This is a genomic window from Parasphingorhabdus sp. (assembly GCF_039968395.1).
In the GTDB taxonomy this organism is placed as follows: Bacteria; Pseudomonadota; Alphaproteobacteria; order Sphingomonadales; family Sphingomonadaceae; genus Parasphingorhabdus.
Map to the genome: position 1 here is coordinate 16,777 of NZ_JBDVPV010000001.1, position 24,768 is coordinate 41,544.

24 protein-coding genes are annotated in these 24,768 nt (G+C 55.3%); 12 read left to right on the forward strand and 12 right to left on the reverse strand.

Annotated elements, in window-relative coordinates:
• Positions 1-32: 32 nt before the first annotated feature.
• From ABJI30_RS00080 to ABJI30_RS00100, 5 genes are all read right to left on the reverse strand, one after another.
• Positions 33-1,238: a DUF445 domain-containing protein gene (locus tag ABJI30_RS00080; protein ID WP_348015213.1), complete on the reverse strand. Its 1,206-nt coding sequence runs from the start codon at positions 1,236-1,238 to the stop codon at positions 33-35.
• A gap of 167 nt (positions 1,239-1,405) precedes the next feature.
• Positions 1,406-4,843, reverse strand: a complete 3,438-nt coding sequence (locus tag ABJI30_RS00085) for an efflux RND transporter permease subunit (RefSeq protein ID WP_348014856.1) — start codon at positions 4,841-4,843, stop codon at positions 1,406-1,408.
• Positions 4,844-4,897: 54 nt separating this feature from the next.
• Positions 4,898-6,079, reverse strand: coding sequence for an efflux RND transporter periplasmic adaptor subunit (locus tag ABJI30_RS00090; protein WP_348014857.1), 1,182 nt, complete (start codon positions 6,077-6,079; stop codon positions 4,898-4,900).
• A gap of 254 nt (positions 6,080-6,333) precedes the next feature.
• Positions 6,334-6,606, reverse strand: coding sequence for a GlsB/YeaQ/YmgE family stress response membrane protein (locus ABJI30_RS00095; protein ID WP_348015214.1), 273 nt, complete (start codon positions 6,604-6,606; stop codon positions 6,334-6,336).
• 158 nt (positions 6,607-6,764) lie between these two features.
• Positions 6,765-7,064 carry a DUF1153 domain-containing protein gene (locus tag ABJI30_RS00100; protein ID WP_348015215.1) on the reverse strand — a complete coding sequence of 100 codons (300 nt, stop codon included), beginning with the start codon at positions 7,062-7,064 and terminating at the stop codon, positions 6,765-6,767.
• A gap of 628 nt (positions 7,065-7,692) precedes the next feature.
• Between ABJI30_RS00100 and mnmA the strand changes: the two genes are divergently transcribed.
• A complete protein-coding gene (gene mnmA / locus ABJI30_RS00105) occupies positions 7,693-8,826 on the forward strand; it encodes a tRNA 2-thiouridine(34) synthase MnmA (protein WP_348014858.1) in 1,134 nt (377 codons plus the stop codon).
• A gap of 17 nt (positions 8,827-8,843) precedes the next feature.
• Here the strand turns inward: mnmA and ABJI30_RS00110 are convergent, their stop codons facing one another.
• On the reverse strand, positions 8,844-9,212 hold the full coding sequence (locus tag ABJI30_RS00110; protein ID WP_348014859.1) for a hypothetical protein: 369 nt from the start codon (positions 9,210-9,212) through the stop codon (positions 8,844-8,846).
• A 29-nt stretch (positions 9,213-9,241) separates the two neighbouring features.
• Between ABJI30_RS00110 and ABJI30_RS00115 the strand changes: the two genes are divergently transcribed.
• On the forward strand, positions 9,242-10,384 hold the full coding sequence (locus ABJI30_RS00115) for a serine hydrolase (protein WP_348014860.1): 1,143 nt from the start codon (positions 9,242-9,244) through the stop codon (positions 10,382-10,384).
• A gap of 21 nt (positions 10,385-10,405) precedes the next feature.
• Here the strand turns inward: ABJI30_RS00115 and ABJI30_RS00120 are convergent, their stop codons facing one another.
• The 4 genes from ABJI30_RS00120 to ABJI30_RS00135 form a co-directional block, all read right to left on the reverse strand.
• Positions 10,406-11,209 carry a PhzF family phenazine biosynthesis protein gene (locus tag ABJI30_RS00120; RefSeq protein WP_348014861.1) on the reverse strand — a complete coding sequence of 268 codons (804 nt, stop codon included), beginning with the start codon at positions 11,207-11,209 and terminating at the stop codon, positions 10,406-10,408.
• On the reverse strand, positions 11,206-11,784 hold the full coding sequence (pdxH, locus tag ABJI30_RS00125) for a pyridoxamine 5'-phosphate oxidase (protein ID WP_348014862.1): 579 nt from the start codon (positions 11,782-11,784) through the stop codon (positions 11,206-11,208). The genes ABJI30_RS00120 and pdxH overlap by 4 nt, the downstream gene beginning before the upstream one ends.
• Positions 11,785-11,864: 80 nt before the next feature.
• Positions 11,865-12,440: a DsbA family protein gene (locus ABJI30_RS00130; RefSeq protein ID WP_348014863.1), complete on the reverse strand. Its 576-nt coding sequence runs from the start codon at positions 12,438-12,440 to the stop codon at positions 11,865-11,867.
• Positions 12,434-13,114 carry a DsbA family protein gene (locus tag ABJI30_RS00135; RefSeq protein WP_348014864.1) on the reverse strand — a complete coding sequence of 227 codons (681 nt, stop codon included), beginning with the start codon at positions 13,112-13,114 and terminating at the stop codon, positions 12,434-12,436. Before ABJI30_RS00135 ends, ABJI30_RS00130 begins: the two co-directional genes overlap by 7 nt.
• Before the next feature lie 244 nt (positions 13,115-13,358).
• On the opposite strand from ABJI30_RS00135, the gene ABJI30_RS00140 reads away from it, so the two are divergent.
• The 10 genes from ABJI30_RS00140 (at position 13,359) to ABJI30_RS00185 (ending at position 22,338) form a co-directional block, all read left to right on the forward strand.
• The gene (locus tag ABJI30_RS00140; protein ID WP_348014865.1) at positions 13,359-13,814 is read left to right on the forward strand and encodes an ABA4-like family protein; all 456 of its coding nucleotides are present in this window, start codon (positions 13,359-13,361) and stop codon (positions 13,812-13,814) included.
• A gap of 83 nt (positions 13,815-13,897) precedes the next feature.
• Complete coding sequence (locus tag ABJI30_RS00145; RefSeq protein ID WP_348014866.1) at positions 13,898-14,818, forward strand: J domain-containing protein; 921 nt, start codon at positions 13,898-13,900, stop codon at positions 14,816-14,818.
• 18 nt (positions 14,819-14,836) lie between these two features.
• On the forward strand, positions 14,837-15,901 hold the full coding sequence (locus ABJI30_RS00150; RefSeq protein WP_348014867.1) for a YihY/virulence factor BrkB family protein: 1,065 nt from the start codon (positions 14,837-14,839) through the stop codon (positions 15,899-15,901).
• Entirely contained in the window at positions 15,894-16,697 is an 804-nt protein-coding gene (fabI, locus tag ABJI30_RS00155) for an enoyl-ACP reductase FabI (RefSeq protein WP_348014868.1), read from the forward strand. The genes ABJI30_RS00150 and fabI overlap by 8 nt, the downstream gene beginning before the upstream one ends.
• Complete coding sequence (locus ABJI30_RS00160; RefSeq protein ID WP_348014869.1) at positions 16,697-17,065, forward strand: VOC family protein; 369 nt, start codon at positions 16,697-16,699, stop codon at positions 17,063-17,065. The genes fabI and ABJI30_RS00160 overlap by 1 nt, the downstream gene beginning before the upstream one ends.
• Positions 17,062-18,138, forward strand: a complete 1,077-nt coding sequence (aroC, locus tag ABJI30_RS00165) for a chorismate synthase (protein ID WP_348014870.1) — start codon at positions 17,062-17,064, stop codon at positions 18,136-18,138. The genes ABJI30_RS00160 and aroC overlap by 4 nt, the downstream gene beginning before the upstream one ends.
• On the forward strand, positions 18,138-18,779 hold the full coding sequence (locus tag ABJI30_RS00170) for a hypothetical protein (protein ID WP_348014871.1): 642 nt from the start codon (positions 18,138-18,140) through the stop codon (positions 18,777-18,779). Before aroC ends, ABJI30_RS00170 begins: the two co-directional genes overlap by 1 nt.
• A gap of 4 nt (positions 18,780-18,783) precedes the next feature.
• Entirely contained in the window at positions 18,784-20,583 is a 1,800-nt protein-coding gene (locus ABJI30_RS00175) for an SLC13 family permease (protein ID WP_348014872.1), read from the forward strand.
• Positions 20,584-20,700: 117 nt separating this feature from the next.
• On the forward strand, positions 20,701-21,939 hold the full coding sequence (locus ABJI30_RS00180) for a dicarboxylate/amino acid:cation symporter (RefSeq protein WP_348014873.1): 1,239 nt from the start codon (positions 20,701-20,703) through the stop codon (positions 21,937-21,939).
• A gap of 9 nt (positions 21,940-21,948) precedes the next feature.
• Positions 21,949-22,338 carry a hypothetical protein gene (locus ABJI30_RS00185; RefSeq protein ID WP_348014874.1) on the forward strand — a complete coding sequence of 130 codons (390 nt, stop codon included), beginning with the start codon at positions 21,949-21,951 and terminating at the stop codon, positions 22,336-22,338.
• Positions 22,339-22,341: 3 nt separating this feature from the next.
• Here ABJI30_RS00185 and ABJI30_RS00190 read toward each other — a convergent pair whose 3' ends face one another.
• Positions 22,342-23,631 (reverse strand): adenylosuccinate synthase, encoded by a 1,290-nt coding sequence (locus tag ABJI30_RS00190; protein WP_348014875.1) that lies wholly within the window; start codon positions 23,629-23,631, stop codon positions 22,342-22,344.
• Between the two features lie 19 nt (positions 23,632-23,650).
• Positions 23,651-24,766, reverse strand: coding sequence for an ATP phosphoribosyltransferase regulatory subunit (locus ABJI30_RS00195; RefSeq protein WP_348014876.1), 1,116 nt, complete (start codon positions 24,764-24,766; stop codon positions 23,651-23,653).
• Positions 24,767-24,768 lie beyond the last annotated feature (2 nt).

Below are 24,768 nucleotides of genomic sequence, written 5' to 3' on the forward strand. Positions count from 1 at the left end.
GGCAGACATGTAAGATCGGCCCTTTGTTGGACCTAGATCCAGTGCCCGATCAAATGCAGCGTCACGCCCACCAGTCCCCCGACCAGTGTCCCGTTGACGCGAATATATTGCAGGTCGCGTCCGACGGCATTCTCGACGCGGTCGGTAATCGTCTGTGCGTCCCAGCTGTGAATGGTTTCTGACACCAGTTTGACGATATTGTCGCCATAGCTCGAAACAACACCTGCAACTGCGCGGCGCGCGAACCGGTTCAGCTGGCGATTGAGAATGGGGTCTTTTTGAAGGCTGTTCCCCAGCTGCATCAAGGCATCGCCAAAATGTCCTGCCATCGCTGCGTTGGGATCCCTAGAGGCCTTGAGCAGTGCGGTGCGGCCATTTTCCCAGATACCGTCAATCCATTGCGCTATGGCCGGATTGTCGATCATCTCCAGCTTCCACTGATTGATTCTGTCCCGCAATTCCGGGTCTGACTTTAGCTCCTGTGCAAGTTGTGCCAGTGCTTCCTCGGACTTTTCCCGAACCGGGTGGTTGGGATCGGAGGCCATGTCGGCGAGCAGCTTGTACAAGCCGTCTACCACTTCATTGGCCAGACGGTCATCCAGTCCGGTCCAGCGCATGACGGCATTGGCCCGATCAAAAACTACCGCGCGGATGACATATTCATTGGTGTCCAGCGTTCGATAGGCCCATTTGATCGTTGAATCGATCAGTGGACCGTGCCGGTTTTCCTTCATGATGACTTCGAGAATCTGGCCCAGCGGCGTGGCGAGGTCGAGATCGCGTGCCTGAGTTTTTACCGCACCCTTGAACATGCTCCCCAGGCGGTCTTGGTCGAGAGAACCAATTATGTCGCCGATCAGGCGCGATGCGCCCATTTTCAGCCGTCCTTCGCCGCCGCTCGGGCTTTGCAGGAAGCGCCCAACACCGGCAGCGAGATCAACACCATGCATCCGCTTGGCCACGATACGGGTGATCATGAAATTGTTTTTCAGGAAGTTCGCCAGCGTATCGCCGATCCGATCCTTGTTGCGAGGAATGATCGCGGTGTGCGGGATCGGGATACCCATGGGATGCCGGAACAATGCCGTGACTGCAAACCAGTCAGCCAGGCCGCCGACCATCGCCGCTTCGGCAAAGGCCCGTACAAACCCAATTGCAGGATGCACCGGCTCCCAGGATTTGGCGGTGAAATAGATAATCGCCATCAGGATCAGCAATCCGGTCGCGATGATTTTCATATCGCGCCCGGCATTGTTTGTTGCCAGACCGCTGGAGGGCGCAATCGGCGATCCGCTATTGCCCGTGCTGACGTCTGTGCTGTCGCCCTTGGTGGCGCCAGTTTCATCGCCAGAATTGGCGTCAGAATTGGCGTCAGTGCTGGGAACCAATGTCGAACTTAATGGCTTCACTCGGCTGGCTGAACCTCGGCATCACTGATCGGATCTGGATCATTGTCGACCAGCAGATGCCTTCTGAACAATCCGCCGAGCCGTTGCTCGAGACCACTGGCCAGACTGAACCCGGCTGGAACGATCAACAGGGTCAGGACCGTCGAAAGGATCAATCCGCCAATCACGACAGTTCCCATCGGAGCGCGCCACGAAGCGTCGCCTGTCAGCGAGACGGCCGTTGGAATCATGCCTGCGGTCATGGCAACGGTGGTCATCACAATCGGCTGTGCGCGTTTGCGCCCGGCTTCGATAATGGCATCTCGTCGGCGCATGCCTGCATCCATTTGTTCGAGCGCGAAGTCGACCAGGAGGATCGAGTTTTTCGCGACAATTCCGAACAGCAACAATATGCCGATAAAGACCGGCATCGATATGGCTTGTCCCACCATTGCCAGAGCGATCAAGCCGCCCAGCGGAGCGAGCAGCAATGAGCCCATGTTAACCAGCGGCGACATGATCCGACCGTAAAGCAAGACCAGTACAGCAAACATCAGCAAGGTTCCGGCGATCAGCGCTATCCCGAAGTCCCTTTGCATTTCCTGCTCCCATTCTGCGCTTCCGAACGGGGCGTTGGACACGCCGGTAGGCAGGTTTTTCATGATCGGCAGTTCGTCGATTTCCTTTTGGGCTGATCCTTTCACCACACCGGAAGCGAGATCAGCGCCAACAAAAATCCGGCGTTTTTGCTTGTAGCGCTGAATCGTGGTGGGTCCGGAACCAAAGCTGATCTCGGCAACACGGCTCAAGGGTACAGAGCCTCCGCCGGCGATCGGCACCGGCAGGTTTTCTATGGTGGAGAAATCACGGCGCGATTGGCGTGGCAGCAGGACCCGGATCGGGACCTGTCTGTCGGACAGTGAAAACTTCGCACTATTCTGATCAATTTCGCCTAGCGTGGCGATACGGACCGCCTGACTCAGTGCCGAGGTGGAAACGCCCAGTTGAGCGGCCAGATCTGCGCGCGGTTTGATCAGCAATTCGGGGCGCTGCAAATCCGCGTTTACGCGCGGTCCGATGATTGATTTCAGGCCTTTCATCTGCTCGACCAGAGTCGCTGCAGTTTCTTCCAGCAAGGCAGGGTCCGATCCGGAAAGCATGATCGAAAAATCACGACCGGTTCCGCCGCCGCCTGGTCCGTTATTGTTCAGGAACGAAACGCGGGCATCGGGGATGGACTGGAGCACAGGGGTCAGTTGATCTTCGAAATCCTTGCTGGACCGTTCGCGATCCGGACGCAGGGTAATGAACATACGCGCATTACCCTCACGGATGCTTTCCAGTGCGGTTTGAGTTTCTTGCTGCGCCTCTATTATCTCCGCGACTTTTGCAGATACATCGGCCGTTTGCTCGAGGGTCGTGCCCGGCACCATCTCGATGCGGACGCGGCTGAAATCTTCATTGCCGGTCGGGAAGAATTCTTTCGGCACGACAGCGAACATCATTATGGTCGCAGCAAAAGTGGTGACACCAATGCCCATGATCCAGATCCGGTGATCCAGGCCGCGTGCGTGGAAACGCCCTTCGCGATATGCAAACCATTGTGCAAATCGGCCACCAACTCCGCTGACTACGAGATGGATGATCCGGTGTACGATCGCAGCAAAAACCAGGCCGGCTATCACTCCGAAAGCGAAACTGACGATGAAAACGAAAATGGTCAAAAGCAGAATATTGTCCGGTAGCCATTCCAGCAGGATACCGCCCAACCAGAAGCCGGCTGCGGAAGCTGCGCCCAAAAAGGCCACGACAATTGTTGTGAACAAAGCAAAGCCGATCGGATATTGCCACCAAAGCGCTTTTGCCGGGGTCAATGTTTCACGGAATTTGGTCGCCTTTTTAAGATCCACAGACCAGTGCAATATACCGACATATTTCTCAATCCACGGTCCACTGGCATGATCTGCCTCGCCTTTGGCCTTGAGGAAATAGGCGGCGATCATCGGTGTAATCATTCGAGCCACGGCCAGACTCATCAGAACAGCAATCACAACGGTAAAGCCAAATACCTTGAAATATTGTCCCGCAATTCCGGGCATCAGCGCAACCGGAAGGAACACGGCAACAATCGAGAAGGTTGTTGCAACAACCGCGAGGCCAATTTCATCAGCTGCGTCGATCGATGCCTGATAGGCAGATTTGCCCATACGCATATGCCGGACGATATTCTCGATCTCCACAATCGCATCATCAACCAGCACACCGGCAACCAGCCCCAGTGCCATCAGACTCATCTGGTTCAGGCTGAAACCGATCAGATCCAGAAACCAGAAAGTCGGAATTGCGGACAGCGGGATGGCAATCGCGGAAATAAACGTTGCACGCCAGTCACGCAGGAACAGGAATACCACGACGATAGCGAGGAGAGCACCTTCGATCATCGCGGCCATGGAACTGGTATATTGGGTTTTGGTGAAGCCCACGCTGTTGAAAAGTTGAGTGAATGTGATGCCCGGATTTTCTTCTGAAATCACCGCCATTTTTTCAATGGCTTCATCATATACGCTGACATCGGATGCCCCCTTCGCGCGGGACATGCTGAACGTGACAACCTGCTTGCCTTTAACCCGGGCAATCCGGGTCAACTCGCTGTAGCCGTCGGATACATTTGCAATGTCGGAAAGCTTTACAGTGCGACCATCACCCATCGCGATCTGGGTTTGCGAGAGTGCATAAGCGGTATCTGCATTGCCGAGTACCCGGACAGATTGTCTGGAGCCCGCAATTTCTGCCTGCCCGCCAGCGGCGTTCAGGTTGAGTTGCCGCAAAGCCCCATTAATCTGATTGGCAGTTACGCCCATAGCCTGCACTTGTTCCGGAATCAGAACGACGCGAATTTCGCGGTCGACGCCGCCGCCGCGTTCCACAGTTCCGATTCCGTTAATCGTCAAAAGCGATTTGGCTACGGTATCATCAACGAACCAGCTCAGCTGTTCCATCGTCATATCGTCGGCACCTACCGCAAAATATGCAATTGGCTGGCCAGATGTTGATTCCTTGGTGATCAAAGGCTCCAAAATGCCATCCGGAAGATTGCCGCGTTCCTGATCGACAGCATTTTTTACGTCGTTGACGGCCTGGTCAACATTTTCGCCGATATCAAATTGAACAACGGTTTGACTCCGTCCCTCGCGGGTCGTGGAGCTGATACTGTCAACACCATCAAGTCCTTGCACAGCCGATTCAACACGCTGTGTAATCTGGGTTTCAATTTCTGTCGGAGCAGCGCCTGGCTGGGAGATTGAAACGATTACAACCGGAAATTCGATGTCCGGTTCATTCTGGACATCAATCATTTTGAAAGCGAGAATGCCTGCCAGCATCATTCCCGCGAACAGGACGATCGGGATGATCGGATTTCGTATCGACCAGGCAGAGATGTTGCGAAAATTCATAATGTAATCATCCCGGATACCGCCATGTCGATATCATCGAACTGGCGGATTGGTTTACTTTCCTTCGTCCTCGTTCACCGCGCGTACTGATTCTCCGGGATTCAAAAACCCGCCGGCGCGCAGAACAACCCGTTCATTGCCAGTGAGACCGGAAGCAATGGAAACACCCGTGCTAAACACCGCACCAATAGCGACATCGCGTCGCGCGACCTTGTCATCTTTGTCGATAATATAGACAAAGCTACCCTGATTGTCGTTCTGGATGGCTGATTCCGGCAAAACCGAAGCCTGGTTCTGGCCGCTTTGGATTTTGGCGCTGGCAAAGCCACCGGGCCGCAAAGATTCATCATAGCTCAGCGCAATTTTCGCAACGCCCTGGCGGGTTTGCGAGTCGATCACCGGCGAAACCTGCCAGATCTGCCCGGTCAGGGTTTTGCTCGTCCCGACGGGCACAACTTCAGTCGTGACGCCGACAGATATGTTGGCAAGATCACTTTCGCTCAATTGCGCCTGCAGCTCCATTTCGCCATTTTGTGCGAGACGGAACAATGTACCGCTGCCTTGCGTGACGGTCTGACCCGTCTCGACATTGCGATCCAGCACATAACCGCTTTTGGGAGCGACAATATTCAGTCTGTTGTTCCGGGCGCGGGTTTCGTTCAACTGGGCCAGCGAAACATTGAGCCGAGCGGCCGCAGAATCGCGCGTTGCGGTCAGACGATCAATATCCGCCTTGGAAATAAATCCGCGATCAACCAGTTTTTCGGCCCGGTCCAGATTGGCCTGAGCCAGATTGAGATCTGCCCGGGAAACACCAACCGAGGCTTGCAGGCTTGCCGCTTGCTGGCTCTGAACCGAACGATCAATGCTGGCCATGATCTGGCCTTGCTTGACCCAGTCGCCAGCGTCCACATAAACTCTGGTAATCCGTCCGCCTTCGCCAACCACGCCGACCGGGATCTCCCGCCGCGCCGCAAGCGTACCGGTTACATTGATCGTGCGCGTGACGCTCTGTTTGCCAGGCACCACGACCGTAACCACCGGCGCCTGGCTGGCTTCTGTTCCGTCAGCACCCTGGCCACTGGCAAACAGCTGATAGGCAACATAGGCAATAGCGATTGCGACCAACAATGCGGCAACAACAATCATTCGAGTGCGATTGCGCGCACTGTTATCTTGATCATCGAGCGTGGAGACGTCGATATCTTCGCTGGAAATTGTTGATTCGTAGTTCATGTTCATTTCTCTTCGGCGGGGTCTTACCGTATTTTTGCCGGGCAACATAGCCGAGAATCAACAAAAACAGGGGAAAAGCCTCATTTTCATGTCGACTGTATTAGATCAATATATCACCGGCGACAAGCCTCAACCGGCAATTCTGTCCAAAAAACCTCCGGAAGTCCCTTGAAGCACGGGCATAAAACGGAAAAGGCCAGCACGAGGGCTGGCCTTTTCCATGATGTCAAACGCGCAAAAAAAGCGCGATCTGTCTAGCGAATTTTTCCGCGTTTGATCAGATTGACGATCCCGAGCAATACGACAGCGCCTCCAAATGCGACGAGCAAAGTCATCGGGCTGAACGGCGCGTCTCTCAAATTCGATGTTCCGCCAGTCAGAAAACCGAACAGCCAGCCGCCCAGCATGGATCCGACACAGCCGACCACGACATTGGCGAAAATTCCCATGGATGCGTCTCTGCCCATCACCATGCTGGCAAGCCAGCCGATGATTCCGCCCATGACGAGTGCGATGATAAAGGTAATCATATTATCCTCCTGATATTTTGGGGGCGTAACTATTCACCCCTCCTTCTTACGCGACTAGCACAGCAGGAACTGGCAGGAAACCAAGGACATAAAAAAAGACCCCGGAAACTGGTTCCGGGGTCTTTTTTGATCTGCGATCGACAGGCTAGAACGCCTTAGTATTTCTGCTGGCGCTCGTACAAATCCCGATAATGCTGGATCCGTGTAACCCGCAGACCCGGCATACCCGACCGATCGACAGCTCGCTGCCAGGAAGCAAATTCTTCCAGTGAAAGGCTGTAGCGGTCGCAGACTTCGTCAACGGTGAGCAATCCACCGTTTACGGCGGCCACTACTTCGGCCTTGCGGCGAACTACCCAGCGCGTCGTCCCCGGCGCTGGAAGGTCGTCCAAAGTCAGCGGCTCGCCCAACGGGCCGACCACTTGTGCTGGTTTAATCTTCTGGTTCTCGATCATACTACCCTTCAATCATGCTTTTCAGCATTTACTCTCTGTCCGATGTTTCCCACCTTAGACGTCGAGCTTTTCAAACAACTAAATTACCAGGGTAAACAGCGCGTTCATACTTATGTACACTTTGTTTATCCTGCTGGATTTTCACACACCAGATCTGGTCTGAAATGACCTGAGGTGAAAATCCGATCCCCATTTACTGACGCCTTCGTCCGGTTGATATCTCCGGCAAAAAACTTGATCCGATTTTCCCTCGAGCCATATTGTACCGGCATCGACTCCTGTGCTGCGCCTGATTGAAGCGCGGCAAAGGCCCGGGACGATACAGAATCCGACTGTCGTTCAACCGCAAATGCCACCAGCGAATCCAGATCGCAGATCAGATCTGCGTCGGTTTTGCTGTCTGTGCGAGCCAAACTCTTGTGAGGGAAATTCATATCCATGAACACTGTTCTAGCGACGAAGGTATAAACTTACGTAAAAGAGCTGTTCACGCGGTCTTAGGACTGGTTAAGCAAACCTTCCTTGCAAAGGACGCTTTCGTCCCAATATGAACCAGTATTGGATATTGCGGACCAAATTGTCGCAATAGTGGCGCGACGAGCGGTTCATCGCTATGGCACGGAACATTATGACAGACCGAATCAACAGCGATTTTCAACTGGGCGAAGACATGAGCGGCAAAAGGATTGTCGTGGCCATGTCTGGTGGTGTCGATTCGAGCGTGGTCGCTGCACTGGCCGCGCGGACCGGTGCGGAGACCATTGGGATCACGCTGCAACTCTATGATCATGGCGAAGCCGTCGGCCGGGCCGGGAGCTGTTGTGCGGGACAGGATATTCGCGATGCGCGCGCCGTGGCCGAAAAGCTGGGCATCGCCCATTATGTATTTGATCATGCCAGCCGGTTTCAGGAATCGGTCATGGATGTGTTCGCCGACGAATATATGTCCGGCCGGACGCCAATCCCCTGCGTTCAGTGCAATATGGGTGTGAAATTTACGGACTTGTTGAATCTGTCCCGGGAGCTCGGAGCCGATTGTCTGGCGACCGGACATTACGTGCGCCGGGTCATGGGTGAAGACGGGGCCGAGCTTCATCGTGCACTCGATCCCGCCCGTGACCAGAGCTATTTTCTGTTTGCGACAACCCAGGAGCAGCTGGAATATCTGCGCTTTCCTTTGGGTGATATGCCCAAGGCACAGGTGCGCGAAATTGCCGAAGAAATGGGCCTCGCAGTTGCATTCAAGCCGGACAGTCAGGATATTTGCTTTGTTCCCGATGGCGACTATGCCGGCGTCGTACGCAAGCTTCGCCCGGAAGCGGATGACGATGGCGAGATTGTGCATATTGATGGCACGGTCATGGGGCGGCACAAGGGATTGATTCATTATACGGTCGGTCAGCGCAAGGGACTGGAAATCGGAGGCCAGGCCGAACCGCTCTATGTTATTCGTCTGGACCCCGAAACAAAGCGGGTATTTGTCGGACCCAGACAGGCGCTCGCAGTCGCGTCGGCGCACTTGCGGGATATCAACTGGATCGGCGGCGATTTTAACGGGCCCATGCAGGTCAAGGTGCGCTCCATGGCAAAGCCAACCCATGCGCGTCTCGAAGACGGCAAGTTGCAATTCCACAATCCCGAATATGGCGTCGCGCCGGGACAGGCAGCCGTGTTCTACAACAAGGATCGTGTTCTGGGCGGGGGCTGGATTGAAAAAACCGGAGCGGTTTCACAGCAATGGCTCGCGGCAGCAGCAGTCTGATAGCCGGAATGATCTCGTCAGCGGGTATCCAGTTTTTCCGCTTCGATCATCACACATCCCCAGCCTTCACGAAATTCTGCGGTCGCGGATGCGAGTAAGGGCACAGATGCGGTAACCTGTCTGGTTTCATCATCGACCGAAAGCCCGATCACTTCCATTCCCGGTTCAAAATCCTTTTCGCAATCACCGATCTCGCGCCCGCCAATATAGTGGCAGGAGCAGGCTACGCGGGCGCCATAGGCAGTGCCGACGCCCAGTTGCCCTTTGATAAACGTATAGTTCCAGGCAAATATCGCTGCCAGGATCACCAGAAAAAGAACCAGAACATATATCAATATGCGGCCTTTGCTGACCGGTGCCGGGGAATCGTTTTTTACAGTTGCCATAAGCGCCTCTATTGGTGCAACGATCAGCCATGTACAAGATGAAATTCCCGCTCATGGTCGCACTGGCCGCCTGTCTCAACAGTTGTGGTGCCGGCGAGGCCGACAATCTTCCTCCGGTCAAGAGCGCGGAAGAACTCTCCTATATCTCTGAATCCAGCCCGATTGACCGGGCGCGACTTGACCGGGCGATCTCGCCTCTGTTCGACGATCCAGCCATGTCTGAAACCCGCGCATTGCTGGTCATGCATCGCGGAGAGATTATCGCAGAACGCTATGGCGAAGGCTATGACGAGGATACGCGTTTCATCAGCTGGTCCATGGCCAAGTCATTCACTGGTGCGCTGATCGGATTCATGGTTGGGGATGGCCGGCTTGTGCTGGATGACCCCGCACCGGTTCCGGCATGGCAGCGTTCGGGAGATCCGCGCGGAGAGATTACCCTTCGCCATTTGCTCCACATGTCTTCGGGGCTGCAGCATACGGAAGTCGGCCCGGAAGACGGCAAGACGCTCTATGAAGCAGATACGCAGCGCATGCTGTTTCTGGATGGTGCCGATGACATGAGCGGCTATGCCGAAGCACGGACAATGGAAGCCGCGGCGGGAGAAAAATTCGAATATAGCACGGCAACCAGTGTGATCCTCGCCGATATCATCACCCGGACATTGACCGACAGCAAGGATCCAAATGTCAGGCGCGATGCCACGATGCGGTTCATTCGCGGCCGGCTGCTGGAACCGCTGGGCATGGAAAGCACATTTGTCGAGTTTGACGCCAATGGAACGATGGTCGGTGGCAGTATTATCCAGGCGACTGCGCGTGACTATGCAACCTTCGGAGAATTTCTGCGCCACAATGGCACCCGCAAGGGGGCACAGCATTTACCGGTAAGCTGGGTGAAATTCATGAAAACATCTTCCCCCAATGATCCGGCTTATGGCGGACATATCTGGCTCAACAAAAAACGCCCGGAGGGACGCAATCAGGTTCTTTTCCCGGACAACGGCCCCGACACGATCTTTGCAGCGCTCGGACATCTTGGACAGCAGATTGTGGTTTCGCCGGAACAAAAGCTGACGGTTGTGCGGCTCGGCAAGACCCAGGATGATGTCAATCGCCCGATGAGTGATCAGATCGGCAACATCATGGCCTTGTTTCCGATCGGAAGCTAAATCCGGGTTTCCGCTCGGAAATCAAATCCGAAACAGGCCTTCGACAACGGTCACGCAATTCCCGCCGAGCCAGGCCGTTTCCCCGTCGAGGCGACAATTGACATAACCGCCTCTCTGGCTCGCCTGATATGCGGTGAAGCTGTCACGTTCGAGTTGCTTCGCCCAAAATGGCGTGAGCACGGCATGAGCAGACCCAGTGACACTGTCTTCATCGACCCCGCCGCCGGGGACGAAGACCCGGCTGAGAACATCGGTGTCGGTTCCCGGAGCCGTGCAGATGAACTGCTGGTTGCCAAGAGCACCCAAGGCTTTCAGATCCGGCTTGAGCGCCAGAACTTCGTCCGCGGTCTGGTAACGCAAAACATGATAGCGGCCCTTGTGAAACTGTGTTTCGACAGGACTGCCGCCGACAAGCTCGACAATCTCCGGAAAATCTTTCAGATCAGGTGCATAGGCCGGCAGTCCGAGCGCATAGCCCTCCCCGTCCCGTTTCATTTTCAAAATGCCGGCCCGGCGTGTTCGAAATGTCACCTGATCACGATCCGGCTGCTCGGACAGGATGACATGGCCGCTTGCCAGTGTCGCATGCCCGCACAGAGCAATTTCAATCGTCGGTGTAAACCAGCGTAGCTCATAATCCGCTTCACCAGTCTCGTCAGGCAGATAAAATGCGGTTTCGGCGAAGTTATTTTCTTCACCAATGGCTTGCAGAATGTCATCGTCGAGCCATTCGGTCAGCGGGATGACTGCGGCCTGGTTGCCCGTGAACGGACGATCCGCAAACGCATCGACATGATAATAATGCAGAGACTGTCCTGTGGTCATGGATAAAGCATCCCTTCTGTCCAGTTGTCGCCATCACGCCGATAAGTTCGGCGCTCGTGCAGGCGATGTTCGCGATCCTGCCAGAATTCAAATCGTTCCGGCCGGAGAATGTAGCCGGACCAATGTGCAGGACGCGGGACCTCTCCGCCAGAAAATTTCTCTTTCATGGCCTCAAATCTCGCTTCGAACGTTTCGCGGCTGTCCAGCGGCTGTGACTGGTCGGATGCCCATGCCCCGAGTTGGGAATCCCGGCTGCGGGTAGCGAAATAGGAGTCTGCCACATCATCTGCGACTACCGAAAGCGATCCTTCAATCCTGATCTGGCGGCGCTTGCTCTTCCAGTGGAACAATATGGCTGCCTTTGGATTAGACGCGATGTCTGCAGCCTTGCGGCTCTCCTGATTGGTGTAGAAGATAAAACCGTCCGTACCGTGGCCTTTGAGCAATACCATTCGGGCGGCAGGCTGGCCATCGGCATCTGCGGTCGCGAGCGTCATCGCATTGCTGTCATTAAGTTCGGTTTCGCGTGCTTCGGTGAACCACGTGTCGAAGAGGGAGAAAGGATCCATTGTCATAGGGCGCGCTGTATCAGGGCTTGATGACCGGTGGAAGGGTATGGAAGATTTTTGCGCCAGGCCGTTTTCGCGGGCTGGGCTCAAGTCTCCGTCACAATGAGCTCTTCAATCCACGGCAAATGCTCGCGCCCGATAAACAGTTGATCCTGTATGATGAATGCCGGCGCATCGACAACGCCCCGTTCTTCTGCGTCCTCCTGCGTAGATTCCAGCGCCTCGATTGCAGCATTTTGGTCGAAGCGGAGATCTTCTGCCAGGGTTTTCATCAGCAATGGTGCGACGATGTCCGGATTGTTCAGATCAGCATGGCTGGTCCAGTAAGCCGCAAAGGTTGCGTGGATGAATGGCAATGGATCACCTTTGATCAGCGCCAACGCACCCAGGGCGAGATCGGTATTTCCGGCCGGATCGGGAAATTGCAGATCGATCCCTTGATGTGCCGCATATTTTTGATGGATGGCGCGCCGGGAAGTCGCGCGCACCCGGCGGTGGGATTGTGCGACAGTAGGACTTTCGGTCACGTCGGGTATATCTCGTTCAAAAGTCCGAAAGGGTTGCCATTGCACTGTGATTCCATGACGCTTCGCAAGCGCCAGAACCGGTTTGATCGCGAGATATGACGCAGGTGATCTGAAATCGATATAGGCTGTCAGCATGGCGCAATTTCGTATGCAATGTCGGGTGCAGGGCCATTTTGTCCGCCGAGATGCCACCGCAGGTAAGGAATATGTTCCCGGCCAAACAGGATCTCGTCCCCGAGCACATATGTGGGAACACCGTAAATGCCGTTCGGGTGAAACTGTTTCTGGAGGTCGTCATGCTGCGCACGTCCGTCACCGGACTCAAAAGCGTCAAAACCGCTGACGTCAACGCCGGCTTCGGCGAGACATGATTTCACCACATCACTATCTTCAATATCCCGTTCCCGCCGCCAGAATGGGGGATAGACCGCTTCCAGATAGCGTGGCAGCTTGTCCCGGTCCTGCTGGGTAACCCAAAGTATTCCGATATTGGCGATGCTCGAATCCCAGATCTTTTCAGTGCCCTTGAGCATCAGGCCCTGACGTTCGGCATAACGCCGCGCATCACGATAGGAATATCTGATCGCATTCCATGTGCGCGGGCTGCGACCCGATGATGCGACAACCTTGCCCTTTTTCTTTTCCGCAGAGCCAAGATAGCTGGGAATGTCCAGCGTCAGTGGCCGCCAGTCAAATTGCATGCCCAGCTCTGCCTCCAGGGCCAGTGTCGGGCGGATCGCGACAAATGCATAGGGGCTTTTCACGTCGACATAGACAATCAACGGCGCATCGCTTTCGAGGGCATTCATATATCAGCCTCACAAGTTTCCAGCGTATCACATGCAAAAAAATGCCGGGTACCAACAAAGGATGGAAGATAATTCATGTCCGGCGAACTATCAGGGTGTCGGCAGACAGGAAAGGGCATTATATGATTTCAACAGCTGCCGTTTTTTCGGATGCTGGAAATTTGCAGTTATTCGGAGAAGAGCCGATTGGCCCCCCGTTCTTTTTCATGCTAACCCCCGATCTCCAAAGCAGGGGAGCTTTATTATGAACTGGGAACTGATATTTACGGTCACCAATAGCTGGGCGCTGTTGATGTGGCTCATTCTGGCGTTGGCTCCGCGCCGGGATATTGTGATGAAGGGCCTTTTCTATGGCGGTGTCGGGCTTCTTTCGCTCGCCTATGCGGTGATTATCATTCCGTTGATGACCGGCATGATTGACGGCGGTGGCGGAACGCCGGACTTTTCAACCCTCGCAGGTGTCCAGCAAGCACTGGGCAATGAAGGCGGCGCAACAATCGGATGGATCCACTATCTTGCCTTTGACCTGTTCGTTGGCATGTGGGTCGCCAACAATGCCGACAAATACGGATTTGCCCGCTGGTTGCAGGTCCCGGTTCTGTTTTTCGTGCTGATGCTCGGACCATTTGGACTGACCTTATATTTGCTCCTGCGCTTCACGCGCCACAACCGGGTTGCAGATGCCGTAGTACCTGAGTAAAACACTGATATTGAATCGCAAATGTTGAATCACGGGAACACAATTCCAATCTTGAGAGATAAGGAGTTGAAAAAGGGCAAATAATGGCTGATCCATATCAGGCACTTGGCGTAGCCAAAGGCGCAAGCGAGAAGGAGATTAAAAGCGCCTATCGCAAGCTTGCCAAAGAGCTGCACCCGGACAGAAACAAGGATAACCCCAAGGCGACAGAGCGGTTTTCGGACGTAACCAAGGCCTATGATCTGTTGCTGGACAAGGACAAGCGCGCCCAGTTTGATCGCGGAGAAATCGATGCGGACGGAAATCCGGCCGCACCCTATGGATTTGGCGGTGGCGCAGGCGGATATAATCGCGGAAGTGGCGGGCAGCAATTTGACTTTGGCAATGGGGGCGCTGATTTCGGGGATATATTCGAAGGCCTGTTTGGCGGCGGCGGTGGCAGGTCTTCGCCGTTCGGATCCAGTTCGCGCAGTGCGCCCCCGCCCAAAGGGGCCAATGTTTCCTATCGCCTGAAAGTGGAATTTGTAGCCGCCGCGACACTGGAAAAACAGCGCATCACTCTCGAAGATGGCAAGACCATTGATCTCAGCCTGCCCAAGGGCGTGGAGGATGGAACGCAGATGCGACTGGGTGGCAAGGGACGGTCCGGTCCTGGCGGACATGGAGATGCGATAGTCACGATCCATGTCAACGCGCATCCCTTTTTCGAACGTGACGGCAATAATGTGAAGCTGGAGTTGCCGATCAGCCTGAAAGAAGCGGTCACAGGCGGCAAGGTCAAAGTTCCGACCGTCGATGGGCCGGTCATGCTTTCGATCCCCGCCGGCGCCAATTCCGGCAAGACCTTGCGCCTTAAAAAAAGAGGCTTTCATGGCAAGTCCGGAGGGCGCGGTGACCAACTGGTTACATTGATGATCGAGATCCCGGAGGATGACAAGGCGCTGAAGGATTTTGTTTCCGATTGGGATAATGACGATAGTCCCCGCACGTTTATGGGCGTTTAGAATTGGCGTGGTCCCGATATGACTGAGGGGTCACGGCTTTCACCGGAAGCGCGGCATGGCGGTCGGCGGCGGACCGATCGGACGGAAATGGATCCGAAGCCCGAACGTGCGGCCGAACGACTGGCGGACGAAAGCCTGCCCCGCCAAATCTTTTCCGTGGCCGAACGGACGGCCGTGGGCGTGTATACAGACGGATTCACCTTTGCCGGAAATTTCGCCTATCTTTCCCTTCTGGCCGTTTTCTCCTTCTTCATAGTGGCAGCGGCAATTGCGGGCAGTATCGGTCAGACGGCGGCGGGTGTGGATTTTGTGGCTGCCTTTCTGCAAACGGTGCCGCCGTCGGTGGCCAATGCGCTGCGTGATCCGATCAGCGAGGCGATGAACGCCCGGACCGGCCCCTTGCTTTGGTTGAGCGCCGGTGTCGGCCTCTGGACGACCGCCAGTTTGATCGAGACAATCCGGGAAATCCTGCACCGGGCATATGGCGTCGAGGCTCAGCGCGCATTCTGGGAATACCGGCTGACGTCAATTGGCCTGATCATCCTTTCTGTCTTTTTTGCGATGCTTTCGCTGAGCGCGCAATTTGCGCTTTCCGCCCTGACCGAGTTTTTCGGTGGCTATCTGTCACTGGATGACACTGGTTCCACATGGTTTTCGCTGTCCGCCATCTTGCCGTTCCTGATATTGTTTTTCACGCTCTATTTTCTGTTCCGCCTGTTGACCCCGCGCCAGTATCGCCATCGCATCTTTCCAAAATGGCCGGGTGCCGTTTTTATCAGTGCCTGGTGGTTGATGATTTCCGGCCTGCTGCCGCTATTCCTCAAATATGCCGCCAATTATCAGCTGACCTATGGCAGTCTGGCCGGTGTGATTATCACGCTGATATTCTTTTATCTGATCGGATTGGGAATGGTTATCGGAGCGGAACTCAACGCCGCGCTGGCTGATCGGCCACAATATTTGACCCGGCCTGACAGGGCCGCTTTCGATCAAAACACGGAAAGCGATGATTTTCTGGAAAATCAGACGGATGAGCGCTATCAGACGGGAATTAGTCGAGACAAGGGAACCGGCAATGAATGAACTGATGAAGGGCAAACGTGGCCTGATCATGGGGCTGGCAAACAACAAGTCGCTGGCTTGGGGTATCGCCAGGCAGCTGGCTGAAGCGGGAGCCGAACTGGCCTTTTCATATCAGGGTGATGCCCTGGCGAAACGGGTCAGGCCTCTTGCTGCGGAATTGGGGTCCGATTTTCTGATTGATTGTGATGTGTCGGATATGGCGGCACTTGATGGAGCTTTCGAAACCCTCCAATCCCGCTGGGACACGCTGGACTTTGTGGTCCATGCGATCGGATTTTCCGACAAAAGCGAATTGCGCGGAAAATATGTCGACACCAGTCTCGATAATTTTCTGATGACGATGAATATTTCCGCATACAGTCTGGTCGCGGTGGCCCAGCGAGCGGCGAAAATGATGCCGGATGGCGGCAGCATCGTCACGTTGACCTATTATGGCGCAGAAAAAGTTATCCCGCACTATAATGTCATGGGCGTCGCAAAAGCGGCTTTGGAAACATCGGTTCAATATCTGGCCAATGATCTGGGCCCGAACAATATTCGGGTCAACGCAATATCGGCCGGCCCGATCAAGACCCTGGCCGCCAGCGGAATCGGAGATTTTCGCTATATCTTGAAGTGGAACGAATATAATTCGCCGCTGCGTCGCAACGTCACGATCGAGGATGTTGGCGGGGCCGGTCTGTATTTCTGTTCTAGCTTGTCATCCGGTGTGACCGGCGAAACCCATCATGTCGATGCCGGCTATCATGTGGTGGGGATGAAACAGGAAGACGCGCCTGATATCGCGCTGGATTGATGATCCTCGATCTGCATCACGTGCAACTCGCGATGCCCAAGGGCGGTGAAGACAAAGCGCGCGGTTTCTATCGGGATATCCTTGGACTGCCTGAACGGGAAAAACCGCTCGACATGCAGCAAAACGGGGGATGCTGGTTTGAATATTGCGGCGTGCGCGTGCACCTTGGCGTGGAACAGGACTTCCGGCCCGCGCAAAAAGCACATCCCGCTTTTTCTGTGCGCGGTTTCGGACAATTGCGCCGGCAATGCGAAACAGCTGGCTTTGCGACACGGCAAAGCAATAATATTGATGGTCAGGCGCGATTCTTTGTAGATGATCCGTTCGGAAATAGAGTAGAGATTATCGACGGGGAGAATCCGATTTGAGTTTCAACAGTTTTGGTCGCGTTTTTCGCTTCTCCACTTGGGGAGAAAGTCATGGTCCTGCGCTGGGCGCGGTCGTCGATGGCTGCCCTCCGGGACTGCCTGTAAGCGAAGCTGATATTCAGCCCTATCTTGATGCGCGGCGCCCGGGTCAGTCCAAATATACGACGCAGCGCAAGGAACCGGATCAGGTCAGAATCCTGTCCGGCGTGTTCGAAGGCAAGACGACCGGCACGCCGATATCCCTGATGATCGAAAATGTCGACCAGAGGTCCAAAGATTATTCGGAAGTGGCCAAAGCCTATCGGCCCGGCCATGCGGATTATGCTTATGATCAGAAATATGGTTTTCGCGATTATCGCGGAGGGGGGCGATCGAGCGCCCGCGAAACCGCAGCGAGAGTTGCTGCCGGTGCGGTCGCCCGCCTGGCGTTGCCCGAGGTTTCAATTCAGGCATGGGTTGCGGAAATTGGCGGTGATGCCATTGATATGGCAAATTTTGATGCAGAAGAGATCACCAGAAATCCGTTTTTCTGTCCGGATGCCAAGGCAGCAAAACGCTGGGAAGCGCTGGTCGATGGCGCACGCAAGGATGGCAGCAGTCTCGGAGCGGTGATCGCCTGTCAGGCCACCGGGGTTCCCGCAGGCTGGGGCGCGCCCGTCTACGCAAAACTGGATAGCGAGATTGCGGCGGCGATGATGACCATCAATGCCACCAAGGGCGTCGAAATTGGGGATGGCTTTGCCGCCGCCCGGTTGCGCGGTGAACAGAATGCGGATGCCATGCGTCCCGGAAATGATGGTCCAAGATTTGATTCCAATCATGCCGGAGGAACGGCTGGAGGAATTTCAACCGGACAACCGGTATTTTGCCGGGTTGCGTTCAAACCGACCAGCTCGATTCTGACTCCGGTGGAAACGGTGACGCGGGATGGTGAAGCGACAGAAATAGTCACCAAGGGCCGCCATGATCCGTGCGTTGGCATTCGCGGTGTTCCGGTGGTCGAGGCGATGATGGCACTGGTTCTCGCAGATCAGAAACTCATGCACCGGGCGCAATGCGGAGAATCTGACTGATGGCGAGACTGGCGGCTTTTGTGCTGGCGCTTCTGGTGACCGCATGCGTGCCGTCTGAACCGGCCAGTGAGGACGCGAAATCATCTGTTTCGAATTCCGAATCTGGCGATGCCAGTTCGGATGCGGCACAGACGGACCAGAAGGCAGCGAACACATTCATTGCCTATCCCGACCGCGCCGGACCATTCACAATAGGCACGGCTTATACAGATGTGGCAGCTGCCCATGACCTGTCATTGCAATATTCATCGGAAGTGGAAGACTGGGACAATCCTCAGGCAACGGGCAAAGGGTGCGAAAATTTTGGTGTGGCAGACAAATGGCCGGTCAGCTCACTCATGTTCGAAGACGGAATATTGACCAGAGTTGATTTTTACACGCCTCAGCCGGACGAACCCAAGTCTGAAAAAGAGGTAATGACCGAAAAGAATATTGGTCTCGGCAGTCCGGTTGCAGATGCTCTTGTCGCCTATGGCGCATCGCTGAAACAGGCACCGCACCCCTATCTGGAGGATGCCGGCTCCTATCTTTCGTGGTCGGCTGGAGATCACGGAATTGTCTTTGAAACAGACACCAAAGTGATCACCAGTTTTCGCATCGGGACCAGCAACAGTGTCCAGTATATAGAAGGCTGCCTCTAGTCCGATGATCGAACTGATACTTCATGTCGTTGACGACTATATTCAGGCGCACAAGGCGATTATCGGTCTTGTCATACTTGGTTTTCTGTTCACCGGCTTTTTCATGGAACGGTTCCCGGCTGCGGTCGTTGCGGTGCTTGGCGCCTGCATGTTTCTGTTCCTGGGCATTATCGATTCTGACGGATTATTCTCTGTTTTTTCGAATACGGCGCCGATTACCATTGCCGCGATGTTCATATTGTCGGGCGCTCTGCTGAGGACCGGGACTATTGATGCCATAGCCGGTTTCATCATTTCGCGCGCGCGCAAACATCCCCGACTGGCCGTTGCCGAAATGTTTCTGGGCGCATTTGTCGCCTCGGCTTTCATGAACAACACGCCGGTTGTTCTGGTGCTGATTCCAATCATCATCCGGCTGTCCCGTGCGACCGGAATATCTTCGAAGAAGCTGCTGATTCCGCTGAGTTTCATCTGCATTCTGGGCGGCACAACGACGCTGATCGGAACGTCGACCAACCTGATTGTTGATGCTGTTGCGCGCGATACGGGCATGAGCGGGTTCGGCATTTTCGAGATCACGCCTTACGGACTGGTGGCGGCACTGGCTGGTACAATCATGATGGCACTGTTCAGCAGCTGGCTGCTTCCCGGCGGACAGGTTAGCGGAGAATTTTCCAGCAATGATGAAAGCGCGTTCCTGACCGAATTGACCGTTCGCAACAAATCGGACGCCAGGAACAAAAGGATTTCCGACGTCCCGATCTTCCGTCGCGCGGGAATCAAGGTCACTGCTGTCAGTCGGGAGAGTTCATATATTCGTCATGATCTGGAGCATCTGGTTCTCGAAGCTGGTGACCGGGTGGCTGTCCAGCTCGAGCTCGCCGAATTGATTTCCTTGCGCGAATCCCCCGATTTCAAGATCGGCATTATCCGGCGCGGTGATGTCGGACCATTGGGTGAGGAACTTGTCGAGGCGACAGTTGCGCCCAGCCACCCCAGTATCGGGAACCGGTTGTTCGACATTCCGTTTCTGTCACAGCTGAACGTCCGGATTCTGGGCATGACCCGGTTTCGGAACCTGCCTCGATCCGATCTCACAAATGCACGTATTCATGCGGCGGACCGACTGCTGGTAACCGGATCCGGAGAAGATATTGCGCGCATGTACGAAAATCCCAATCTGTTTGGTGTGGGCCAGACCAAGATTCGTGCCTTCCGCAGAGATCGCGCGCCGATTGCGGTTGGCGCACTTGTCGCAGTGGTCGTATTGGCCGCCCTGAACGTCATTCCCCTTGCCGTCGCAGCCATTCTGGCTGTGGGTGCAATCTTGCTGGCGCGCTGTATCGATGCCGAAGAAGCATGGGGATCAATTGACGGCAATGTGCTGGTCCTGATTTTTGGCATGCTGGCCGTCGGGCTTGGACTGCAACAGGCGGGCAGCGTTGATCTGATTGTCCGGGTGCTGACGCCCTATCTTCAGGATATTCCGCCCTGGGGGCTGGTATTTGCCATTTATGTTCTCTCGGTCATCATGACGGAGATCGTGACCAACAATGCAGTGGCGATCATCATTACGCCCATTGCCATTGCGCTGGGGCAGGATCTGGGAGTTGATCCAAGGCCGCTGGTCATCGCCGTCATGTTCGCCGCTTCTGCCAGTTTTGCCACACCAATCGGCTATCAGACCAACACCTTGGTCTACGCGGCGGGCAATTACCGGTTTACGGACTTTTTCAAGGCCGGCATTCCGCTGACCATCGGAGTCGGTCTGGCAACCTGTATGGCGATCAGTTTCTGGATGTAATCTTTTGGCCCGGATACCGGCCCAAGTCCGAAATCGCATGGGCTGATGCAGGAATGACGCTTGCCGAACCCCGGGGCGGGCGATAGGTTCTCTTGAAACGATAACGGGGATTAATCGATGCTGTCTTTCTGGTTCAAAATACCGCTGTGGCAGCGGGTCATTGCAGCTCTTATCCTTGGCATTGCCACGGGTCTGTTCTGGGGTCCGGACGCTGCATCGATCAAATGGATCGGTGATTTCTTCATCAAGGCGATCAAGATGCTGGTCGTCCCGCTTATTTTCTTCTCTCTGGTGGCGGGCGTTGCCGCACTCGGAGATTTACGGAAACTCGGCAGTGTCGGCGGTCGGGCGATGCTCCTGTTTATCATTACCGGTCAGATTGCCGCGTGGCTGGGCCTCGCACTTGGTACATTTTTCCAGCCCGGAGAAGGCGTCGATACCAGCGCAATCCAGAAAGGCGAAACGCCGGCGCCCAATGACACCACAGCGATAGATATGATCCTGTCGATTGTGCCGGATAGCCCGGTGCAGGTGATGGCCGATGTCCGGGTTCTGCCGCTGATCGTTTTTGCGCTTCTGATCGGTATCGGCATCCTGATGGCGAAAGAAGAAGGCAGACCGCTGGCGAAGATTTTCGACAGCGGCGCGATCGTGATGCAGAAGGTTACGATGATCGTCATGGAATTGACGCCTTTCGGTGTCTTTGCGCTCATGGCCTGGGTGGCTGGCACATTGGGGCCGGAGGCTCTGGTCTCGCTGGCCAAACTGGTTGGTCTCAACTATCTCGGCTGTCTGCTGATCATTTTTGTGATGTATTCCGGGCTCATCAAATTCATCGCCAAACTGCCGGTGATTGATTTCTTCCGCGGGATTATCGATGCGATGGCGGTAAGCTATTCGACGGCATCTTCCAATGCCACATTGCCGGTCACATTGCGCTGCACCCAGCGCAATCTTGGCGTATCGCAGAGTGTTTCCAGCTTTGTCGTCTCGCTGGGCGCAACCATCAACATGAACGGCACCGCCATGTATCTGGGGCTGGCCACATTGTTTGGTGCGCAGATATTCGGGGTGGACCTCAATATGGGTGACTATATCCTGATTGCGATTACCTCCACCCTTGGTGCAATTGGTGCTGCAGGCATTCCCGGTGCGGGCCTGATCATGATGGCGCTGGTCTTTGGCAGTGTCGGTGTCCCGCTTGAAACAATAGCCTTTGTCGCTGGCGTCGATCGGATCATGGACATGATGCGCACGACAACCAATGTTTCGGGTGATGCCGCGATTGCCGTGACCGTCGCTTCGATGACCGGAGAGATTGACCGGGAAGAAATGATTTCCGCGGACGATGTTTGAGGCATTGATATGGATTCCGACCCACTGGACATGACGGGCCAATGGTTAGGAGTTTTTGGCTATCCCGGGGATCTCGCGGAAACTGCTTTTCAAGCGAGGATTAGCGAAGCTGGCAGCCGTATTTCAGGCGAGACAAGCGAGACTGAACGAGGCCGGTTTTTAACCGCCCGTTTGAATGGTGTCAGGTCGGGCTCATCCGTCACCTTTTTGAAACTATATGATGTTTCCAGTGAAGAATATGATGACATATCCTACGAGGGAGAACTTTCCGGCGATGGCAGGCAGCTTTCCGGAAAGTGGATCATCCATGATAGCTGGAGCGGTGATTTCGTCATGACACGCGCCAATCGATCAGGCCAATCGGTCAAATTGGAGCAAACCGCGGAAATCTCGACTTAGCCGTTAATCCGCGAATGGATCGGTCACCAATATCGTGTCTTCGCGTTCGGGAGACGTCGACACCAGAGCCACCGGGCATTGAATCAGTTCTTCCACGCGTTTGATATATTTGATCGCCTGCGCCGGAAGGTCAGCCCAGCTGCGGGCGCCGGCGGTCGACTCGCTCCACCCCGGCATGCTCTCGTAAATGGGCTTCACGCTTTCCTGATCCTGATGGTGCGGCGGCAGATAGTCATAGGTGACGCCGTTCAGATCATAGCCGATACAGATTTTGAGTTCTTCAAAGCCATCGAGAACATCGAGCTTCGTGAGAGCAATGCCTGCAACTCCGGATACGGCCAGAGCCTGTCGAACCAGTACGGCGTCAAACCAGCCGCAGCGGCGCTGACGGCCGGTATTGGTCCCGAATTCATGGCCACGCTCGCCAAGACGCTGGCCAATATCATCATCCAGCTCAGAAGGGAAAGGACCGGAGCCAACACGTGTCGTATAGGCTTTGACGATGCCCAGCACATAGCCCGTTCCGGATGGACCAAGGCCTGATCCACCTGCAGCAGTGCCGGAGATGGTGTTGGAGCTGGTGACAAAGGGATAGGTGCCGTGATCGACATCGAGCAACACGCCCTGCGCGCCTTCAAACAATATCCGATCGCCGCGTTTGCGCGCCTCGTTCAGCCGTTTCCAGACCGGCTGTGCATATTGCAGAACCGAATCCGCAATTTCGCGCAAGTCGGTAAGCAGGCGTTCGCGATCTACGGGGGGCTCGCCAAAGCCAGCCCTTAAAGCATCATGATGGGCGCAGAGCCTATCCAGCTGCGGTCCGAGATCATCGAGATGCGCCAGATCGCATACCCGAATTGCGCGCCGTCCGACCTTGTCTTCATAGGCCGGTCCGATTCCGCGACGGGTGGTCCCGATCTTGCCTTTGCCACTGGCATCTTCCCGCATGGCGTCGAGGTCGCGGTGGATGGGCAGGATCAGCGGACAGTTTTCCGCAACCCCGAAATTCTCCGCGTTGATCGCAACACCCTGTTTGCTGAGCTTGTCAATTTCTTCGCGCAAATGCCACGGGTCCAGCACAACGCCATTGCCGATAATCGACAGTGCACCGCGGACAATTCCTGATGGCAGTAATGACAATTTATAGACTTCGCCGTCGACGACGAGTGTGTGTCCGGCATTATGACCGCCCTGAAAGCGCACCACAACGTCTGCCCGTTCCGAAAGCCAGTCGACAATCTTGCCTTTGCCTTCATCTCCCCACTGGGCACCGATCACCGTCACATTTGCCATATTCAGAACGTCTTCCTGTTTAGTATTTTTCCGGTTTGCTGCCATCGAGATGGTGCGTACAGCCCATATCTCGAGGCTGGTCGCCCTCCGACAAAGCGGCGATCGTCCGCCACCCTTCGGCACGGAGTTTTGCGGCTGCTGCAATGTCATGCCCGAGCGGTAGAAACAGCAGGTCATGCGCTTTGGCACCAAAGCCCGCGTCGACAAGAGGGCCGGGATAAAGCGAGAACCCCACTGCCGGCTCCGTCCCGTCGTCCTGGCGGTCGATTTCATAGCTGCCACCACGCCCCATGGCGCCGACAAAGCCTTCGGCAAAAATCGTGAAGCCGAACCAGTTTTGATATTCAAAACCGTGGCGTTCCGTGGGGTCTAGCGTCAGGTTCGCCTTGTCGCTGATGGCCGATGCAATTTCGGCAATTCCATCAAGCCGTGATGTCAGCAGGGAGTCAGTGTCGAAGTTCCGCATTTTGGTCATGGCATCATCAAACGGACCAGTCGCTTCGATTAGCGGGAGATAGCCAGTCGCACCAAGTTCGGCGAGGCCTCCAGCGTCTTTCATATCCAGTTCGCGGCGTACTTCACTGGCCTGCGCGCTGCTGAGCGGCAACGGTCCGGCAGACAATATATCAACCAGATCGGGCATCGTGAAATCAACGGTAATGCCAGTCACGCCGGCCCGCTCGAGCGCCTCTACAGCAACCGACACAATTTCGCTGGCGGCTGCGACACTGTCGGTACCGATCAGTTCAGCGCCAATCTGCAATCGGCTGCGTTCCGGACGGAGTTGACCCGAACGCAGTTTCAGCACGGTGCCGGAATAGCCGAGCCGGAGAGGCCGGGCCTGATCCGCCAGGCTGGTCGCTGCGATTCGGCCGATTTGCATGGTGACATCCGGCCGCAAGGCCAGCGTCCGCTGAGAGATCGGATCGACAAAGCGCATCAGATCGCTTTTCGCAGATCCTGTCATCCGGCTGGTCAGTACGTCTTCATATTCTGCCAGCGGCGGCGATACCCGGGCATAGCCGTGGCTCGCCAGGGTATCCAGGATATCCCGTTCCATCCGCGATGCCGCTTCCGCGAGAGGCGGCAGCGAATCGTGGAAACCTTCCGGCAGCAGGTTGGAGCGCTTGTTCATGT

Bases quoted from the DNA above. Each gene is read 5' to 3' on its own strand.
- ABJI30_RS00080 (WP_348015213.1), bottom strand. From the start codon at position 1,238: ATGAAAATCATCGCGACCGGATTGCTGATCCTGATGGCGATTATCTAT.
- ABJI30_RS00085 (WP_348014856.1), bottom strand. From the start codon at position 4,843: ATGAATTTTCGCAACATCTCTGCCTGGTCGATACGAAATCCGATCATC.
- ABJI30_RS00090 (WP_348014857.1), bottom strand. From the start codon at position 6,079: ATGAACTACGAATCAACAATTTCCAGCGAAGATATCGACGTCTCCACG.
- ABJI30_RS00100 (WP_348015215.1), bottom strand. From the start codon at position 7,064: ATGATCGAGAACCAGAAGATTAAACCAGCACAAGTGGTCGGCCCGTTG.
- mnmA (WP_348014858.1), top strand. From the start codon at position 7,693: ATGACAGACCGAATCAACAGCGATTTTCAACTGGGCGAAGACATGAGC.
- ABJI30_RS00110 (WP_348014859.1), bottom strand. From the start codon at position 9,212: ATGGCAACTGTAAAAAACGATTCCCCGGCACCGGTCAGCAAAGGCCGC.
- ABJI30_RS00115 (WP_348014860.1), top strand. From the start codon at position 9,242: ATGTACAAGATGAAATTCCCGCTCATGGTCGCACTGGCCGCCTGTCTC.
- ABJI30_RS00120 (WP_348014861.1), bottom strand. From the start codon at position 11,209: ATGACCACAGGACAGTCTCTGCATTATTATCATGTCGATGCGTTTGCG.
- pdxH (WP_348014862.1), bottom strand. From the start codon at position 11,784: ATGACAATGGATCCTTTCTCCCTCTTCGACACGTGGTTCACCGAAGCA.
- ABJI30_RS00130 (WP_348014863.1), bottom strand. From the start codon at position 12,440: ATGCTGACAGCCTATATCGATTTCAGATCACCTGCGTCATATCTCGCG.
- ABJI30_RS00135 (WP_348014864.1), bottom strand. From the start codon at position 13,114: ATGAATGCCCTCGAAAGCGATGCGCCGTTGATTGTCTATGTCGACGTG.
- ABJI30_RS00140 (WP_348014865.1), top strand. From the start codon at position 13,359: ATGAACTGGGAACTGATATTTACGGTCACCAATAGCTGGGCGCTGTTG.
- ABJI30_RS00145 (WP_348014866.1), top strand. From the start codon at position 13,898: ATGGCTGATCCATATCAGGCACTTGGCGTAGCCAAAGGCGCAAGCGAG.
- ABJI30_RS00150 (WP_348014867.1), top strand. From the start codon at position 14,837: ATGACTGAGGGGTCACGGCTTTCACCGGAAGCGCGGCATGGCGGTCGG.
- fabI (WP_348014868.1), top strand. From the start codon at position 15,894: ATGAATGAACTGATGAAGGGCAAACGTGGCCTGATCATGGGGCTGGCA.
- ABJI30_RS00160 (WP_348014869.1), top strand. From the start codon at position 16,697: ATGATCCTCGATCTGCATCACGTGCAACTCGCGATGCCCAAGGGCGGT.
- ABJI30_RS00170 (WP_348014871.1), top strand. From the start codon at position 18,138: ATGGCGAGACTGGCGGCTTTTGTGCTGGCGCTTCTGGTGACCGCATGC.
- ABJI30_RS00175 (WP_348014872.1), top strand. From the start codon at position 18,784: ATGATCGAACTGATACTTCATGTCGTTGACGACTATATTCAGGCGCAC.
- ABJI30_RS00180 (WP_348014873.1), top strand. From the start codon at position 20,701: ATGCTGTCTTTCTGGTTCAAAATACCGCTGTGGCAGCGGGTCATTGCA.
- ABJI30_RS00185 (WP_348014874.1), top strand. From the start codon at position 21,949: ATGGATTCCGACCCACTGGACATGACGGGCCAATGGTTAGGAGTTTTT.
- ABJI30_RS00190 (WP_348014875.1), bottom strand. From the start codon at position 23,631: ATGGCAAATGTGACGGTGATCGGTGCCCAGTGGGGAGATGAAGGCAAA.
- ABJI30_RS00195 (WP_348014876.1), bottom strand. From the start codon at position 24,766: ATGAACAAGCGCTCCAACCTGCTGCCGGAAGGTTTCCACGATTCGCTG.